Here is a 16,291-nt window from a genome sequence, read left to right as displayed (position 1 = left end):
AACCTTTACCTATTTTATGTAAGGATTGAATGGGCAATTTATTTAAAATCATTTATGGGGCCTTATTAATGGGTCAAACTATATTTAAAATTATTGTTATAATATTTTAATTATGTGGAATATTATTCATCTTTTAACACTATATTCAACAGGAATGCGGTTATTGTCCCTGTGCTAATTCCTGAACCAAAGAACATTTTAAGTCCTTGTGGAAGATGTGCTATAAAATCTGGTCTTACTGTAACCCCAAGTCCAAGACCGATTGATACAGCAAGTATTAATAAATTCCTTGTATTTAATTCACATTTTGAAAGCGTTTTAATTCCGGCAGCAGCTACCATTCCAAACATTACAATTCCAGCACCTCCAAGAACAGGGTTAGGCATTATTGCTATTAATGCACCAATTTTAGGGAATATACCAAGTAGCATTAATAAAATTGATGCTACAATCATAACATATCTGCTTGCAACTCTTGTAAGAGGAATTAATCCTACATTCTGGCTGAAGGAAGTATTAGGTCCTGCTCCGAAGAATCCAGCAATAAAGCTTCCAACGCCATCTGCAAGTATCCCAGCTGAAATTTCATCGCTGTTTAAAGGTTTTTCTGATGCTTCTCCAACCGCAATCAAGCAACCAACGGTTTCAATTGTAGTAACAAGATATGGAGCGATGAATGGCAAAACTCCTACTAAGCTAAACTTTACTCCATACTTGAATATTCTTGGAAGTTCAATCCACTTAGCATCTAAAACAGGCTTTAAATCAAGAATTCCAAGGAATGAGCAAATTATATAACCAAAGAAAATGGCGATAAGAACTGCTGCGCTGCTAACAATTCCTTTACCATATTTGTTTAAGAAAAGTGCAATTAACAAAACTGTTATTGCAATAGAAATGTTTTGCAAACTGCCGTAATCAGCAGCTCCGAATCCACCAGCTGCCCAGTCTATAGATACAGGCAATAGTGTTAGACCTATTAATGTTACAACTGTTCCAGTAACAACCGGAGGAAAATATTTCATTAATGGTCTTATGAATCTACTTAATATAATTTCGATAAAAGAACCTAATATTGTTGCACCAAAATATCCTGCAAGTCCCATAGTTTGACCAACAATTATACCGGCACTTACAAATGAAAAATCAGTTCCCATCATACAGGAAACTCTTGCACCGCATTTTCCTATTCCCCTTGCTTGTATAAATGTAGCAAGCCCAGCCATGAAAATTGCTGCACTTACAAGATAGGATAAGTCCTGAATATTTACACCAATTGCTTGACCAACAATCAGCGGAACAGCAACTATTCCACCAAATGCAGCTAATATGTGCTGAAGTCCCAAAACTATGCTCAATGCAAGCGGCGGTTTGTCTTCAACCTTGTAAACTATCTCGTTTCTTACATTTGTAGATTGGTTAACAATCTCGGCCATAGAAAACCCCCCCTAAATTTTATCTATAATTATTTATGCAAGGGGCATTATTTATCCTTTATAAAAAAACCACAATAGAAAAATCGGATAATTTGTCGTATTTAAAACTTAGATTCCCAAAAATTAAAAAGGCTAAGGAATTCAAAGTAAAATAAATGTAAAAAGTATACAAGATGATAAAATGGCTACAAATTAGATAAGTTTATTGAAATTTAGGGGGCTACAAAAAAGGGTTGCCAAACTAAAGGCAACCCATTATCTTATACATTATTTATATTTATTCCATAGAATATTTCAGTCATTTCTCTGTTTAACTTTTTAGCTATGTCGTCCTTTTCAAATTCTGTTAATTCTTCTTCTTTAATGTCGAATAAGTAATTAGACAAATCAAGGTTTTTAATCTTCATTTTTGTATGGAAAATGTTTGATTGATAAACATTCATGTCAATCAAGTCATATCTTCTAAGTATATCACCATCTATATAATTTTGAATAGAAGATATATCATGGTCAATAAAATGTTTTTGACCATGAACATCTCTTGTGAATCCTCTTACTCTATAATCTATCGTGATGATATCTGAATCAAAACTTTGAATTAAGTAATTTAAAGCATTCAGTGGCGAAATAGTTCCGCAAGTAGAAACATCTATATCAACTCTAAAGGTGCAAATTTCATTCTTTGGATGGCTCTCAGGGTATGTGTGAACTGTTATATGGCTCTTATCCAAGTGCGCAACTATATTTTCCCTTGTTGGAGTCATTATCCCCCTGTTGCAACTTGGGTCAAGAACATAAAGAGGAACCTCCTCTTCAGAAATCAAAATAGTTACACTTGCTCCCTGTGGATCATAATCCTGCTTAGCGATATTCAACACGTTTGCTCCAATCATTTCGGTAACATTAGTAAGAATTTTAGTCAATCTTTCAGAATTGTATTGCTCATCGATATAATCGATGTATCTTTTTCGCTCTTCATCATTTTTTGTGTAGCAAACGTCATAAATGTTGAAGCTTAAAGACTTTGTTAAGTTGTTAAACCCATATAATTTAATCTTGCTGTTGCCTGTCTTTGCCAATTTCATCCCCTCTTCACATGTATTCTCATATGATTATATAACTTCTACATTTTTTGTCAAGGAAAAATGTTAATAATTGCTATTTTGACAAAGATTTTTTGTAGTAGGATATACAAATAATGTTTTCAAATATTAAGGGTGATAAATCATTATATCTTTATTTTTACTCCAAATTGTCATTTAATACTTAGCTAAATTAAGATGATGCATTACTTTACCTTAGCAAAAATAAATTTTATAATTAAATTGTCAAACAATTCAAGAAGTCAAGAAATCAAGTGAATGTCACTAATGGGGGGATATGTGTGGCAAGGCAGAATGGGATTACAATAGAAGATGTGCTTAATATGGAATGCATGAAAAACTGCAAAATTATTGCTGGGCATGGGGGGCTAAAAAATACAGTTTCAAGGGTAAACATAATGGCGGATATGGACATTTTAAATTGGGTGAGTCAGGGAGAACTTTTGCTGACTACTGCATATTCATTGACGAACGATTTGGAATTTCAAAAAAGATTTATATTAGATTGCAGTAAAAAGAATTTAGCTGGTCTTGGAATAAAGATTTATCCTTATAAAGAAAAATTGGATGATGAGATTTTAAAATTGGCTGATGAGATTTCATTTCCTATTATTGAGCTTTATTATTCTACACCTTTTTCAGAAATTATGACACCTATTTTTAAGGAGATTTTTAATAAACAGGCTATACTACTTCAAAGGGTTGAAAGCGTGCATGAAAATTTGATGAATATAATGCTAAAGGGGGGTAGCATTGAAGAAATTCTAGATGTTGTTCAAAATAATATAAAAAATCCAATAGTTTTAAAATTAAAATATCCAGAAAAAGTGATATATAAGTTTAACGATGTAGATGAACATATTAAAAACAAACTAATAAAAAATTGCGATGATTTTTACAATAGGGGAATTTCAAAGATTAATGAGAGAAGGCTTCATGAATCCGTTGAAAAGATTGATAATAAAAACATAACAAGGATGATTATGCCTATTGTTGTTAAGGATAGTGTTTACGGGCATATTTTTTCATGGGCTGTAAATACACCTTTAGGTGGGTTCGACCTTTCGGTTTTGGAAATTTCATCAACGACCATGGCGCTTGAGATATTAAAGTTACTATCATTAAGAGAGGCTGAAAACAGGCACAGGATAGAGTTTGTTGATGATTTGTGCTCAAATGATAATAGAAGAAGAGAAAAGGCATTATCAAAGGCTAATGTTTATAACTTGAATCGTGATGACTTATACTGCTTTGCTAGTATAAAGTTAAAGGCATGCAATAAAAGACTAATTAAGGAATCTATCATTGATAACTTATATTTGACATACATAATTGAAGAGACCTTAGAAAAAAACAATATAAATGGAATAGTAATAGGTAAAACCGATAAAATTGATATTATTTTATCCTTTAAGAATAATAATTACAACAAGAAAATAATAGAATTTAAAGATAGAATATCAGAAATTTTTAGCAAAAAAATATTTATTGATTTTAAAATAGCATTTGGTAGATGTTATAGAGGCATAGAAAAATTAGAAAAAAGTTTTCAAGAAAGTCAAAAGGCGTTAAATGCAATCAATATTATTAATTATGGTAATACAATTTTTTATGATAATATGGGAATATATAAGATACTTTGCAATGAAAATATTAAGGAAGAAGTTGAAGATTTTTATTTTTTAACTATACATAGATTAGAAGAATATGATTTGAAAAAATCTACAGAGTTTGTAAAGACACTTAAGGCATATTTTGAATGTAATGGCAATCTGAAGAAAATGTCTGAAAGCCTTTTTACGCATTATAATACCATACTCTATAGATTGCAGAGAATAAAAGAAATAACAGGGATGGATGTAGAAAAAGAAGAAGATAGATTAAACCTTCAAATTGGGTTAAAAATAATGAATATCATTTCTAAAAGGGAATAAATAGAAGGGATGTTTTGAATGAAGCAAGTATTAGATTTATTTAAAGCTATTTTTACTGGTCTTATAAGTGGAATTGTTTTTGCTATTCCTCTTGGGCCTGCGGGAATTGAATCTGTAAAAAGGACATTAAATTCTGGTTTCAAAGATGGAATACTAGTTGCAATTGGAGCTGTTGGTGCAGATGCATTGGATTTAATTATGATAAATTTTGGATTGTTCAGCTTTTTTGATGAAAGTAAAAAGCTGGAAGGTTTATTTTTTATATTTTGTGGCATATTGATATTGTTTTTTTCGCTCGAAGATATTATAAAAAGAAAAAGAAACAAAAAGGAAAAGTATGCTAAATTTGAGTCTAATCCATTGCTAAAAGGATTTATACTGGCTATTACAAATCCACTTACTCATTCTGTTTGGCTGACGGTTAGCGGGACAATAATTCATCAATGGAGAGACAATGGATTTTTTCAGTATATTCTTTTTATTTCTTTTTTAATAATTGGTATGTTAGTATGGTTCGTTATGTTAAATTATTCTGTAATAAAAGGAAAGCAAAAATTTAATGATTTAAAGGATAGCAAGGGGTTAGAAAGAACAATTGATATGGTGCTTGCATTCACTGGTTTACTTTTCATTATATATGGGATAATAATGTTATATAGATATTAGCAAATTATGATTTTGGAATCTGCGTTTAACGATGCAGCAGGAGCAATTGCTACATTTGCAATAATAATGTTAACATTGACATTACAAGCAAGTTCAGCAAAATGGCTTGCTAGGGTATTAAAAATTGAAAATTAAAAAAGCATTAACAGCAAGTAAATATTCTTCGAAAAACGAATAATAGTATTAAGAAATAAAGTATAGTTTTTAATTGTTCTTCTTTTTTGAAACAATGTTGTGTAGTTCTGTATAGGCAGTTTGCTGAGTTAATTAAATCAGCCATAGCCTTTTCTTTGCATGAATAGGCCTCAACTACTTCGCTTGTTAAAGAAACTCTTTTTTCAATTGGATTAGTATATTTTAATTCATCGGCAATATTGCAGAATAAGCAGCTAAGACATTCAGCAATTTTTGCCTCTGAGTTAATAATGCTTTCAATTGATTTATCAATTTCATTCATAGCAATACTCCTTAAAATTGATATGTAAATGCTGCCCAATGGACAGCATTTTATTTTTCACATTTTAGACACTTGCAAAGCAGTGCTGGAGGTATATCCTTGTCAACAGCTTCTTTTTTGGCAACAGATTTGATAAGTTCTGCAATTGCACCTTCTTTTACTGTAAAGGCACACAGAGTTTGTTTAAGCAATGAAATTTGTTCTTTAATTTGCTGAACATCTTCAGGGTCTTCTACCACATTTTCAATCGAGGGCTTCAGAACATTGCAGAAAAACCATGAAAGTCCTTGCAATTCGTTTGCTGTTGCATCCATAATTTTTTCCATTGATTGAAGGTCGGTAAGGGTAGGTTCTATTGCAGGCATATTATTCCCTCCATTTTATTAATTTAGTTAAAGCAACAAACATTCCTATCTTCCTTATCGTGTTTAATGATATCTTTTGCTACAGCAAGCTTACAAGCTAGAGCATTTATAATATCAGCTACAGCAAATTCCTTGCATGCATAGGAAAGTATTAGTTGAGTTATAAGTGAGGCAATTTCAGGGGTCAAAGGTAAGATTGTCGAATTTTCTTTCAATAATTGATATAGGTTAAATAATAATGAAGGAGTTGTAGGCGTAGGATCATTGGGTGAAGTAGGTTTATACAATAACTGGCTTAAACAGCTTAATATCCCTGCTTCTGCTTCAGCTATAGCATCGATGCTTTCAAGTTGAGTTAAAGTATCGTTTATTTGATTACTCATAGTTACTCCTCCTTGTTTAATGATTTAAAGCACAAACTCTTTTTATTAAAACAGATGCATTAACGCTCTGTGGTTCGTTTTGCTGCGTTTTATCAAGTGTAACATCCTTTAAAACGTGTATTGTTAAAGTAGTATTTGGGTTTGTAACCTCAATCAAAGCTTGACCGTATATAAATTGGCTTGCAGCATTATTTTTATAAGTGTGCTGCGGCAAGACAGTTTGAGAATTAAGTTGAATTGCTACAATAGATCTTGATTGACAATTTAAATAAAATGTTACTTTATAAACACCAGGAGTATTTATAGTAATGTCAGCAGGTGAATTTGGATTGAATCCAATACCTCCTCTTACAATTGCATTTTGAAATTCAATGTTTTCTCCTTCGTCAAAAATAACAAAATCATTGCCTTCCAATCTGTAAATATAACCAACGTCGCAAGAAATTTGCGGAACTTCTCCATTGCCATTTTCGTCTGGTTGTTTGCATAGCAAATTCATGCACCAATCCAAATAATTTTTACTAGGGAAATTAGAACAGTTCATATACTTCACCTCTAAATGATTTAAATAATATCTACTATTAACGTATGCTTATTTTTTTGAATTGTTACAAAAATCTACATAGTTTATTTGTTACTAAAATCACATTGTTGAAATTTAGAAATTTTTAGGCTATAATTAAATAGCAAAAATGTATTTTTTACGACAAATTTAAATTGAGTTCATTTGAACTCAATTTATTATACTGCGTTATGTCAAAATTTGTTGTAAAATCAGAATTTTTGTAAATAAGAATTCAAAGGAGCTTTATGAATGAACTTTTTCGATAAGAACAGAATTATAAATTATACTAGTATGCTGATTTTTCCTCTTGCGACTGTTTTTCTATCTATTGTTGCGATGGGATATTTCACATATAGTATTGGCAAACAAATTATTCTTGAGATTATTCATAGATATGGAATAGAGATTACTAACATATCTACATTAAGAAGTATTCATGAAATGATTTACAAGTATTCTATAATATCTATATTTATAGCTATAATTCTTATATTAATTATTATTATTAATATAAGAATTACTATTGTTAAGCCATTGGACATATTTATAGATGAATTGAAAAAAATTGATGTTGAAAAAAATATATCGTATAGACTAAAGATATCAGAAGATGATAGATTTGCAGGTTTGAAGTTTATTATTAATTCATTGTTAGATAGAATTGAACTCTATATATCTCGTATACAAGAACAGCAGGCGGAAATGGCTGCATTTAATGATGAACTTAGTGCAACAGTTCAACAACTAACAGCTACAGAAGAAGAATTGAAGATGCAGAACGATGAATTGCAAAGCTATGTTGAAAAATTAGAGGAACTTCAACAGAAGTATGATATAGCTATTCACGGAAGCAATAGTGCAATATGGGAAATAGATTTAAAAGACAATACAATAGAGGTTTCACAAAATTTTAAGGAACTTGTAAATACAAAATATAGCAATTCCAAGAATGTTCATGAGTTTTTGGATATGCTTCTTATGAAAGAAGATAAAGAAATATTAATGAAATGTTATAATAAATATAAATCAAATGAAAGCAATCATATATATTCAAGAATAAGAATTATAGATGATAACAATAATATCAGATGGTTCTTGGTTACAGGTAGAGGGTTAAAGGACAACAAAGGAAAGTTAAAGAAGCTCCATGGAGTTTTAGTTGAAGTTACTAAACTAAAAATACAAGAAGAGAAGATAGAGTTTCTAGCTTATAATGACCATTTAACTGGATTACCCAATAGAATAAAATTTACAGAAAGATTAAATGGTGAACTTAATAATGGCAAAAAAGGAGCAATATTGCTTATAGACCTAGATAATTTCAAAAATATTAACGATACATTAGGGCATGTTTATGGGGATACTTTATTGGAAAAATTAGCAAAGGCATTTAAAACGATGTCTAATGAAAATATAGAATTTTTTAGGTTTGGTGGAGATGAATTTTTGGTTTTATACAAGAATCAATGTGATGTAAATATTATATTAGCATTTGCTAGAAAAATACTAGAGCTATTTGAAGATGATGCTCAATTTAAATTTAAGGACAATTATCTTACGGCAAGTATAGGAATTGCAATTTATCCAGAACACGGTAATAGCATTGATGAGATTTTGATGAATGCCGATACAGCTATGTATCGTGCAAAATATTCAGGGAAGAATAAGTATGTTTTATTTGAGAGTCAAATGTCGATAAAGCTAAAGGAAAAGATTGAACTTGAAAATATATTAAGAAAAGCCATTGATGGAGACGGATTCATGCTTCATTATCAGCCTATAGTCGATGTAAAGGATGGTAGAATTGTTTCCTTTGAAGCATTGACAAGGATGAAGAATAAAAACATTTCTCCCGCTAAGTTTATACCACTTGCAGAGGAAACAAATCTTATAGTGGTGATTGGTAAATGGGTAATAAAGAAAGTAGCAGAGCAATTGAACTATTGGAAAAGTAAGGGCATAGAGGTAAGGCCTATTGCAATAAATATTTCACCAAAGCAGATTAAGGATGAAGGATTCATTTATTATATTCAAGATACATTAGATGAATACAATATTGAGCCAAGATTATTAGAAATTGAAATTACAGAGAGCATAATGGTTGAAAACAAAGAGGAGATTCTAAAGATACTTCAAAAATTAAAAGAGATTGGCCTTACAATTGCACTTGATGATTTTGGAACAGGGTATTCATCGTTGAATTATCTGACATATATTCCTGTTGATAAAATTAAGCTTGACAAGTCTCTTAGCGATAAATTTTTAGAACTTGATAATTTGAGCGTCATGAGCAGTATCATTATGCTTGCACATAGCTTGAATTTAAAGGTTACAGCTGAAGGAATTGAAACAGAAAGCCAGTATCAGAAATTAAAAAATATTGGATGTGATTTTGTCCAAGGATATTTCTTTAGTATGCCATTGCCACATGAAGAGGCAGAGAGAAAACTACTTGATTAAACCCCAAAATATGATTTTTCAGCTTTGCTCACTGCACCAAGTAACTCAAAGCTTTTCTTTATTTCAAAGGACCCACCTTTACGAATTTTTACTTGTGAAGATTACTTAGCTCTGTAAATCTTAAATAGGATTACAGTCCTTTGAAAAACTGAAAAGCAAGAGTTACTACAGTTGGTGAGAAGAACTTTTTGAAATCATATCATGGGGTTAATTTTATACCCCTAATATTAATCGTGGTGTAATGAAAAAACTTGAAAATCAATGGTTTAATTTATTCTTCCAAAAGTGCAATGGCCCTTATTGGCGAGCCGGAGCCATCCCTAATTTTCAGTGGAAGGCCAAAATACAAAAATCGCCTGTTTACAACCTTATCTAAATTACAAAGGTTTTCAGTATTTGTTATATTATACTCACCGCAAACAAGGTGGCCTGAAAAATCCAAATCCTGTGGATGGTCTATTGCAGGAGCATCAACCCCTATATTGACAACTCCAAGCTCGGCTAAGTATTTTGCAGCACTGTAGCTAAGACCTGTATATTCAGTCTGCCACTTTTCTGTTCCAAAATTCCTGTCAAAATGTCCGGTATATAATAGTAATATGTCGCCCTTTTTTATTTCCTGCTTTGAATTCTTTATAGCCTTTTCTAAATCAGAAATTTCTATGTATCGTGTCGCCGGAACAAAGGATACATCTATGCACACAGCGCTCCCATAAAAATATTCAAGAGGCATCTTATCGATAGTTTCACCACTTGGCTTATATTCCCATACAGCGTCAGAATGGGTTCCTCCATGTTCACTTATAAGTAGATTTCTTGCTGAAAAACCAAGAGTTTTGCTCCCTGTCTGTCGCATATTCTCCTCATGCGTCATATTTACCATAATAAATGTTTTTTGGTGCATTGGAAAAACCGACATTCCTTGATAAATTTCCTGCGAAAGGTCTATCAATTTAAACGGCACATCAATCCCCCCTCAAATATCTGCCTTTATATTCTAATTTTAGTTTTTTATAACTCAAATTTAATTATTAAATTTATACAAAAATATTAAAAGTTTTTATTTTGAGAATATCATTTCTTTGTAGAAATTATATAAAGGTTTTGATTAATATTTATTGAAATTATTAATAAAAATTGTAAGGGGGGATTATTTTGTCTGAGAGCAAAAAATATGTCCTTGCTGTTCCAAATTTCAGCGAAGGAAGAAGAAAAGACGTTATTGAGGCCATAGTTGATAAGGTTAGAAACGTTGATGGGGTAAAACTTATAAGCTATGAGCCTGAGTATGATTTTAATAGAACAGTTGTAACAGTCATAGGTGAGCCAGAAAGCCTTAAGGAAGCCCTTCTTAATATGGCAGGCAAGGCTTATGAGCTTATAAACATGGAGGAGCAGACAGGAACACATCCAAGAATTGGAGCACAGGATACCATTCCGCTTTTCCCTTTTAGAAATATAACTATTGATGAAGTGATTAAGCTTGCTGAAGAGATTGGTGAAGAGGTTTTCAAAAGATATAATGTCCCAGTATATTTTTCGGGAAAGAATGCAAGGAACGAGTTCAGAAAATCAATATCAAACATAAGAGAGGGTCAGTATGAAGGACTTAAAAAGGTTGCTCATACAGAACTTAGAAGACCGGATATAGGACCTGCAGCTTTGCATCCAACAGCTGGAGCAACCATAGTTAGCGCTGATTTTGAAGGGTTGACCGCTTATAATGTTTTCCTTGCAACTGAGGATGTAGAAATTGCAAAAAAGATTGCAAAGGGAGTAAGAGGTCCAAGCGGTGGATTCTCAACTGTAAGAGCAGTGGGAATAAAGTTCCCAGAAAGAAGCGGAGTTGTAGTTTCAATGAATATGTTCGACTGCGGCGCCACACCACTTTATAGGGCGTATAACTTTATAAAGAGTGAGGCTGCAAGATACGGAGTTGCTGTAACAGGCTCAGAGCTTGTAGGGCCAGTAAAACTTGATTATCTTTTGAATTCTCTTGAATATTTCCTTGGACTAGAAAACTTTAGAAAAGAACAGATAATTGAATATCATTTAATGGATTAAGGGGGATAAATTATGAGGTATGATTTAATCGTTAAAAACGCATTGATTCCACACGGGGATGAGACAGTATTGACAAACATACTTGTTAAGGATGAGAAGATTGCAGGATTTGTTGACAAAATCGAAGGAATCGAAGCTGACAACGTAATCGACGCAGAAGGACATTTGACTTTACCTGGATGTATCGACTCACACACCCACTACATGGACCCAGGATTTACCCACAGGGAAAATTTCTTGACAGGAACAAGCGGAGCGGCAGTTGGCGGAGTTACAACTATAATAGACATGCCATGCTGTTCAGTTCCATCGGTAAGAGGAGTTGCAGAACTTCACAACAAGGTAAACGCAATTAAGGACAAGGCTATTGTTGACTATGCTATGTGGGGCGGTGTAACAGGAGAAGACGTAAGAAATAAGAATTTGAAGATTGTTAAAGAGCAGGCAGACGAAGGAGTTGTTGCTTTTAAGGTTTATATGACTCCATCAGTTCCTTCATATCCAAGAGTAACTGACCCTGAAATGCTTGAGATATTCTATGAAGTATCAAAGACAGGGCTTCCTGTTGGTGTTCACGCAGAAAACTTTGCAATCTGTGATTATATGGTTCAAAAGCTTAGAGAAGAAGGAAGAATGGATGGGCCTGCATGGGCAGAGGCAAGAATGGAACTTGCTGAAAAGGTTGCAATTCAGCTTTGTATAAGCTATGCAGAGGAAACAGGTGCAAGATTCCACGTTGTTCATATGTCAACAGGAATTGGCGCAAAGCTTGTTAAGGAAGCTAAGATGAGGGGTATAGACGTTACATCGGAAACTTGCCCACATTATTTAACTTTAAATTATCAAGAACACATGACAAAGTTTAAGCAGTTTGTAAAGATTGCTCCTCCAATAAGAACTAAGAAGGATAATGAAGAATTATGGCAGGGACTTATTGATGGAAGCGTTGATTTTATAGCAACTGACCATGCGCCATATGAAATACCAACTGAAAAGGATGCTCCAGGAATGACAATTTGGACTGCATTCCCTGGAATACCTGGAACAGAGACTATGGTTCCTATTATTGTTAGCGAAGGTTACAACAAAGGAAGATTATCATTATCAAAATTAGTTGAAATTTTATCGACAAATGCAGCTAAGCATTATGGAATTTACCCAAAGAAGGGTGCTATGATGATAGGTTCAGACGCTGACTTTACTATAATCGACCTTAATAAGGAATGGACTATTGAAAAGGAAAAGATGCAGTGCTTGAATAAGTATACTCCATTCGACGGAATGAAGCTAAAGGGTAAGGTAGCAAAGACAATCGTTCGTGGAACACTTGTTTATGATGATGAAAAGGGTATAGTAGGAAAGCCAGGCTATGGTCAATGGATAAAGAGACAGAACATTCAAAAGCTTGAGAGGAAGATTAAGTTTTAATTGTGAGGGGGATTAAAATGCCAAGACATGCTATTTTGGTTATAGATATGCTAAATGACTTCGTTGGAGAAAAGGCAACTTTAAGATGCCCAGGTGCTGACCTTATAGTTCCTAATCTTCAGAGACTATTTAAGTGGGTTAGAGAAAGAGGAAAGGACGATATTCAGCTTGTTCATATTCAAGAGGCTCATAGGAAAAATGATGCAGACTTTAGAGTAAGACCAAGACATGCAGTTAAAGGAACATGGGGCTCAGAGTTCATCGATGAGTTAAAGCCAGAGGGAGAAGAGTATGTAGTTCCAAAGAGAAGACATTCAGGATTTGCATATACAGACCTTGATTTGTATTTAAGGGAAGAAAATATTGACACAGTTGTTTTGACTGGAGTTTGGACAAATGTTTGCGTAAGAAGCACAGCTTCCGATGCGCTTCATCATGCATATAAGGTTATAGTTTTATCAGATGGAACTCAGTCAAAGACACAGGAAATGCATGAATCAGGACTTAGGGATTTGAGCCTGTTCTCAAAGATAATGACGATTGATGAATATATAGATGCATGGGAAAAGGGAATTGACCCATGGACAGGTGCTGGAGATACACAAAATAAAGTTGAATGATAAAAATAGCCCTGGGGGTTTTAGGAGCTTATCCTGAAACCCTTAGGGGATTTTATAATTTAAGATGAAGAGTGGTGCTTATGAGGCTTATAGTTGGAATTTCAGGTGGAAGCTGTGCAATATATGGAATAGGTCTTTTGAAGGTTTTAAAGGAACTTAATATAGAAACTCATCTTGTGGTTACAACTATGGGGGAATACGTTGTAGAGCATGAATGCGGGTTTAATTTAGAGGAATTAAAAAAATTAGCAACATACTATCACGATAACAAAAATCTTGCTGCACCGATTGCCAGCGGTTCCTTTAAAACTGATGGAATGGTTGTTGTTCCATGTTCAATGAAAACATTGTCTTCGATTGCAAATGGATATTCAGATAATCTTCTGACTAGAGCTGCAGATGTTTGTATAAAAGAAGGGAGAAGGGTTATTTTAGTGCCGAGGGAAACACCCTTAAGTGCAATACATCTTGAGAATATGTTAAAGCTTGTGAGGTGTGGTGTTAAAGTAATGCCTGCATCCCCGGGATTTTATAACCAGCCTCAGACTATAAACGATTTAGTAGCTTTTATGGTTGGAAGGATTCTTGATCAGCTTGATATTGAGCATAGCCTTTATACAAGATGGGGTGAATAGAATGGAAAGGCAGATGCTAAGATTTGAACTTGAAAGGCTAAGACAAATGGGGCTTTTATTAGAGACCGATGTTGAGGTTGATGCTAAGTTTGAGCTTGGGGGAATTTTGAAAAAGTTAAAGAACAAAAGACCAGTCCTTTTTAACAGGGTTAAGGGATATAAAATGCCTGTCTGTGCAGCACTTTATACTGACAGAGAGGCAGTATACAAACTTTCTAATATAAGCCACGAGGATAGAATATATAAACTCATGGATGCAATTGCAAACCCAAAGCCATTTAAAGTAGTAGATAGAGGTCCTGTTATGGAAAATATAATAACAGGGAATATAGATATTAGAAAATTTCCACATCCATATTTTCATGAGAAGGATTCATCTACATATATAACAGCAGGAATGCTTGTTGTTAAGGATATAAAGACCGGGAGAAGATATACGTCAATAAGAAGATTTCAAGTTATAGATAGGAATAAAATAAGTGCACTTATCGCATCACCCTATCTTATTAATCAGTTTCTTGAGATGGAAAAAATGAATAGACCCTTGGAAGTTGCAATAGTTATAGGATACGATGTGCCATTTTTGCTTGCATCTCAGGTAAGCAGCGAACTTTATGGGGTTGATAAATATGAAATAGATAGTGCATTAAGAGGGGAGCCATTAGAGGTTGTAAAGTGTAAGACCATCGATTTGGAGGTTCCTGCCCATGCAGAGATAGTATTGGAAGGCGTAATGGTTCCAAATAAAAGAGAGATGGAGGGACCGTTTGGAGAGCTTATGGGGTATTACGGGGAGCAGAAGATGCATCCTTATATAGAGATTAAAGCTATAATGCATCGTAATAACCCAATTTATCAAGCAGCATTCCCTTGCAGGGAGGAGCACTTAGCAAACGGACTTTTAAGGGAAGTTGAGCTATATTATGCATTAAAGAGGCTTGTGGACGTTAAGGATGTTCATGTAACATTATCGGGAGGATATAGGTTCCATGCAATAGCATCTATTAACAAAAAACAGGAGGGGGATGGGAAGACTGCAATAATTGGTGCTCTGAGCAGCATTAAGGATTTGAAGCACGTTGTTATAGTTGATGACGATATAGATATTTTTGACAATGAGGATGTAGAACTGGCTATTGCTACAAGATTTCAATCCTCAAGGGATTTAGTGCTAATTCCTGAAGCATGCGGTTCGGGACTTGACCCTTCGCATACAACAAGGGGTGTTTCGGATAAGATGGGATTAGATGCTACAAGGCCTTTAAACAATGAGAGATTTGAAAGATGCAGAATTCCTGGACTAGAAAATATTGATTTAAGAAAATACTTTTAGCCTGAGGTGATAAGATGAAGGAAGCAATAGGGATAATAGAAACAAGAGGATTAGTTGCGGCAATTCAGGCGGCAGATACTATGGTTAAGACTGCAAATGTTAGGATTATGAACTTTCAAGTTGTGGGTTCGGGGCTTGTATCTGTAACTGTATCTGGTGAAGTTGCTGCTGTAAAATCTGCTGTTGAAAATGGAAGGCATACAGCAGAGGCTATTTCAGAAATAATTTCTGTAAATGTAATTCCAAGACCTCATGATGAAGTTGATAAAATGTTTTAATTGGTGGGATTTGTATGTCATTGAATAGAGTTGCGTTCAACAATTTTATTAATAAGGCACTGCCGGATAAAAAAATAGAATATTCTGAAAAGAAAGCAGGAAATATTGGACCCGATGAAGAAATGATATTAAAGGAGATCTTATATAAAAAGGATTTCAAGGTTAGTGAAGTTAAGAGTGTTTCAAATTTTGTTACTTTAGATGAAATCGAAAAATTATTAAGATAACCCAAGGGGGTGTTAGAGTGAGAAGAGCACTTGGGATTGTTGAAACTCTTGGATTTAGCACAGCGGTTGCAGCGATGGACGCAGCAAGCAAAGCTGCGGATGTAAATTTAATTGGAATGGATAGAGTTATAGGAGTTGAGAAGGCTGTTGGAGTTTCAATTCACTTTGAAGGTGAGGTTGCAGCAGTTCAGGCAGCGGTAGATGCTGCTGTTGAGGCAGGAAATAGAGTAGGCAGAGTGGTTTCTTATAAAGTTATTCCAAGACCGCATGAAGAACTTGATAAAATATTGGATTTACTTTCAAAAAATATTAAAAGTGTTGAATAGGAGGTTTTATT

General features: G+C 33.7%; 19 protein-coding genes. 12 read left to right on the top strand and 7 right to left on the bottom strand.

What is annotated here, in order from left to right:
- Positions 1–122: 122 nt before the first annotated feature.
- A complete protein-coding gene (locus tag ABG79_RS01980; RefSeq protein WP_057976595.1) occupies positions 123–1,436 on the bottom strand; it encodes a nucleobase:cation symporter-2 family protein in 1,314 nt (437 codons plus the stop codon).
- Positions 1,437–1,696: 260 nt separating this feature from the next.
- Entirely contained in the window at positions 1,697–2,521 is an 825-nt protein-coding gene (speD, locus tag ABG79_RS01975; RefSeq protein ID WP_057976593.1) for an adenosylmethionine decarboxylase, read from the bottom strand.
- 299 nt (positions 2,522–2,820) lie between these two features.
- Between speD and ABG79_RS01970 the strand changes: the two genes are divergently transcribed.
- The 3 genes from ABG79_RS01970 to ABG79_RS12740 are packed head-to-tail and all read left to right on the top strand — an operon-like array spanning position 2,821 to position 5,274.
- Positions 2,821–4,473, top strand: coding sequence for a PucR family transcriptional regulator (locus tag ABG79_RS01970; RefSeq protein ID WP_057976591.1), 1,653 nt, complete (start codon positions 2,821–2,823; stop codon positions 4,471–4,473).
- Between the two features lie 18 nt (positions 4,474–4,491).
- A complete protein-coding gene (locus tag ABG79_RS01965) occupies positions 4,492–5,139 on the top strand; it encodes a LysE family translocator (protein ID WP_057976589.1) in 648 nt (215 codons plus the stop codon).
- Between the two features lie 6 nt (positions 5,140–5,145).
- Positions 5,146–5,274 carry a hypothetical protein gene (locus ABG79_RS12740; RefSeq protein WP_278287112.1) on the top strand — a complete coding sequence of 43 codons (129 nt, stop codon included), beginning with the start codon at positions 5,146–5,148 and terminating at the stop codon, positions 5,272–5,274.
- Positions 5,275–5,281: 7 nt separating this feature from the next.
- Here ABG79_RS12740 and ABG79_RS01960 read toward each other — a convergent pair whose 3' ends face one another.
- From ABG79_RS01960 to ABG79_RS01945, 4 genes are read right to left on the bottom strand one after another with little or no spacing between them, the layout of a single operon-like run.
- Positions 5,282–5,596 (bottom strand): hypothetical protein, encoded by a 315-nt coding sequence (locus tag ABG79_RS01960; RefSeq protein WP_057976588.1) that lies wholly within the window; start codon positions 5,594–5,596, stop codon positions 5,282–5,284.
- A gap of 50 nt (positions 5,597–5,646) precedes the next feature.
- Positions 5,647–5,961, bottom strand: coding sequence for a hypothetical protein (locus ABG79_RS01955; protein ID WP_057976586.1), 315 nt, complete (start codon positions 5,959–5,961; stop codon positions 5,647–5,649).
- Positions 5,962–5,984: 23 nt separating this feature from the next.
- Positions 5,985–6,344, bottom strand: coding sequence for a hypothetical protein (locus ABG79_RS01950; RefSeq protein WP_057976584.1), 360 nt, complete (start codon positions 6,342–6,344; stop codon positions 5,985–5,987).
- A 16-nt stretch (positions 6,345–6,360) separates the two neighbouring features.
- A complete protein-coding gene (locus tag ABG79_RS01945; RefSeq protein WP_057976583.1) occupies positions 6,361–6,888 on the bottom strand; it encodes a hypothetical protein in 528 nt (175 codons plus the stop codon).
- A 270-nt stretch (positions 6,889–7,158) separates the two neighbouring features.
- Between ABG79_RS01945 and ABG79_RS01940 the strand changes: the two genes are divergently transcribed.
- Positions 7,159–9,369: an EAL domain-containing protein gene (locus ABG79_RS01940; RefSeq protein WP_057976581.1), complete on the top strand. Its 2,211-nt coding sequence runs from the start codon at positions 7,159–7,161 to the stop codon at positions 9,367–9,369.
- 271 nt (positions 9,370–9,640) lie between these two features.
- Here the strand turns inward: ABG79_RS01940 and ABG79_RS01935 are convergent, their stop codons facing one another.
- Positions 9,641–10,333 (bottom strand): cyclase family protein, encoded by a 693-nt coding sequence (locus tag ABG79_RS01935; protein WP_083490286.1) that lies wholly within the window; start codon positions 10,331–10,333, stop codon positions 9,641–9,643.
- A 191-nt stretch (positions 10,334–10,524) separates the two neighbouring features.
- On the opposite strand from ABG79_RS01935, the gene ftcD reads away from it, so the two are divergent.
- The 8 genes from ftcD (at position 10,525) to ABG79_RS01895 (ending at position 16,280) form a co-directional block, all read left to right on the top strand.
- Positions 10,525–11,433 (top strand): glutamate formimidoyltransferase, encoded by a 909-nt coding sequence (gene ftcD, locus ABG79_RS01930; protein ID WP_057976579.1) that lies wholly within the window; start codon positions 10,525–10,527, stop codon positions 11,431–11,433.
- A gap of 12 nt (positions 11,434–11,445) precedes the next feature.
- Complete coding sequence (allB, locus tag ABG79_RS01925) at positions 11,446–12,861, top strand: allantoinase AllB (protein ID WP_057976577.1); 1,416 nt, start codon at positions 11,446–11,448, stop codon at positions 12,859–12,861.
- Positions 12,862–12,878: 17 nt separating this feature from the next.
- Positions 12,879–13,481, top strand: coding sequence for a cysteine hydrolase family protein (locus ABG79_RS01920; protein ID WP_057976575.1), 603 nt, complete (start codon positions 12,879–12,881; stop codon positions 13,479–13,481).
- A gap of 80 nt (positions 13,482–13,561) precedes the next feature.
- Positions 13,562–14,116 carry a UbiX family flavin prenyltransferase gene (locus ABG79_RS01915; protein ID WP_057976572.1) on the top strand — a complete coding sequence of 185 codons (555 nt, stop codon included), beginning with the start codon at positions 13,562–13,564 and terminating at the stop codon, positions 14,114–14,116.
- A gap of 1 nt (position 14,117) precedes the next feature.
- Positions 14,118–15,449, top strand: coding sequence for a UbiD family decarboxylase (locus ABG79_RS01910; RefSeq protein ID WP_057976570.1), 1,332 nt, complete (start codon positions 14,118–14,120; stop codon positions 15,447–15,449).
- Between the two features lie 14 nt (positions 15,450–15,463).
- Complete coding sequence (locus ABG79_RS01905; protein WP_057976567.1) at positions 15,464–15,727, top strand: BMC domain-containing protein; 264 nt, start codon at positions 15,464–15,466, stop codon at positions 15,725–15,727.
- 14 nt (positions 15,728–15,741) lie between these two features.
- Positions 15,742–15,954: a hypothetical protein gene (locus ABG79_RS01900; RefSeq protein WP_057976566.1), complete on the top strand. Its 213-nt coding sequence runs from the start codon at positions 15,742–15,744 to the stop codon at positions 15,952–15,954.
- 17 nt (positions 15,955–15,971) lie between these two features.
- Positions 15,972–16,280 (top strand): BMC domain-containing protein, encoded by a 309-nt coding sequence (locus tag ABG79_RS01895; RefSeq protein WP_057976564.1) that lies wholly within the window; start codon positions 15,972–15,974, stop codon positions 16,278–16,280.
- The last annotated feature ends 11 nt before the right edge of the window (positions 16,281–16,291 follow it).

This window comes from Caloramator mitchellensis (genome assembly GCF_001440545.1).
In the GTDB taxonomy this organism is placed as follows: domain Bacteria; phylum Bacillota; class Clostridia; order Clostridiales; family Caloramatoraceae; genus Caloramator; species Caloramator mitchellensis.
This window is presented reverse-complemented; position numbering and strand designations above follow the sequence as displayed.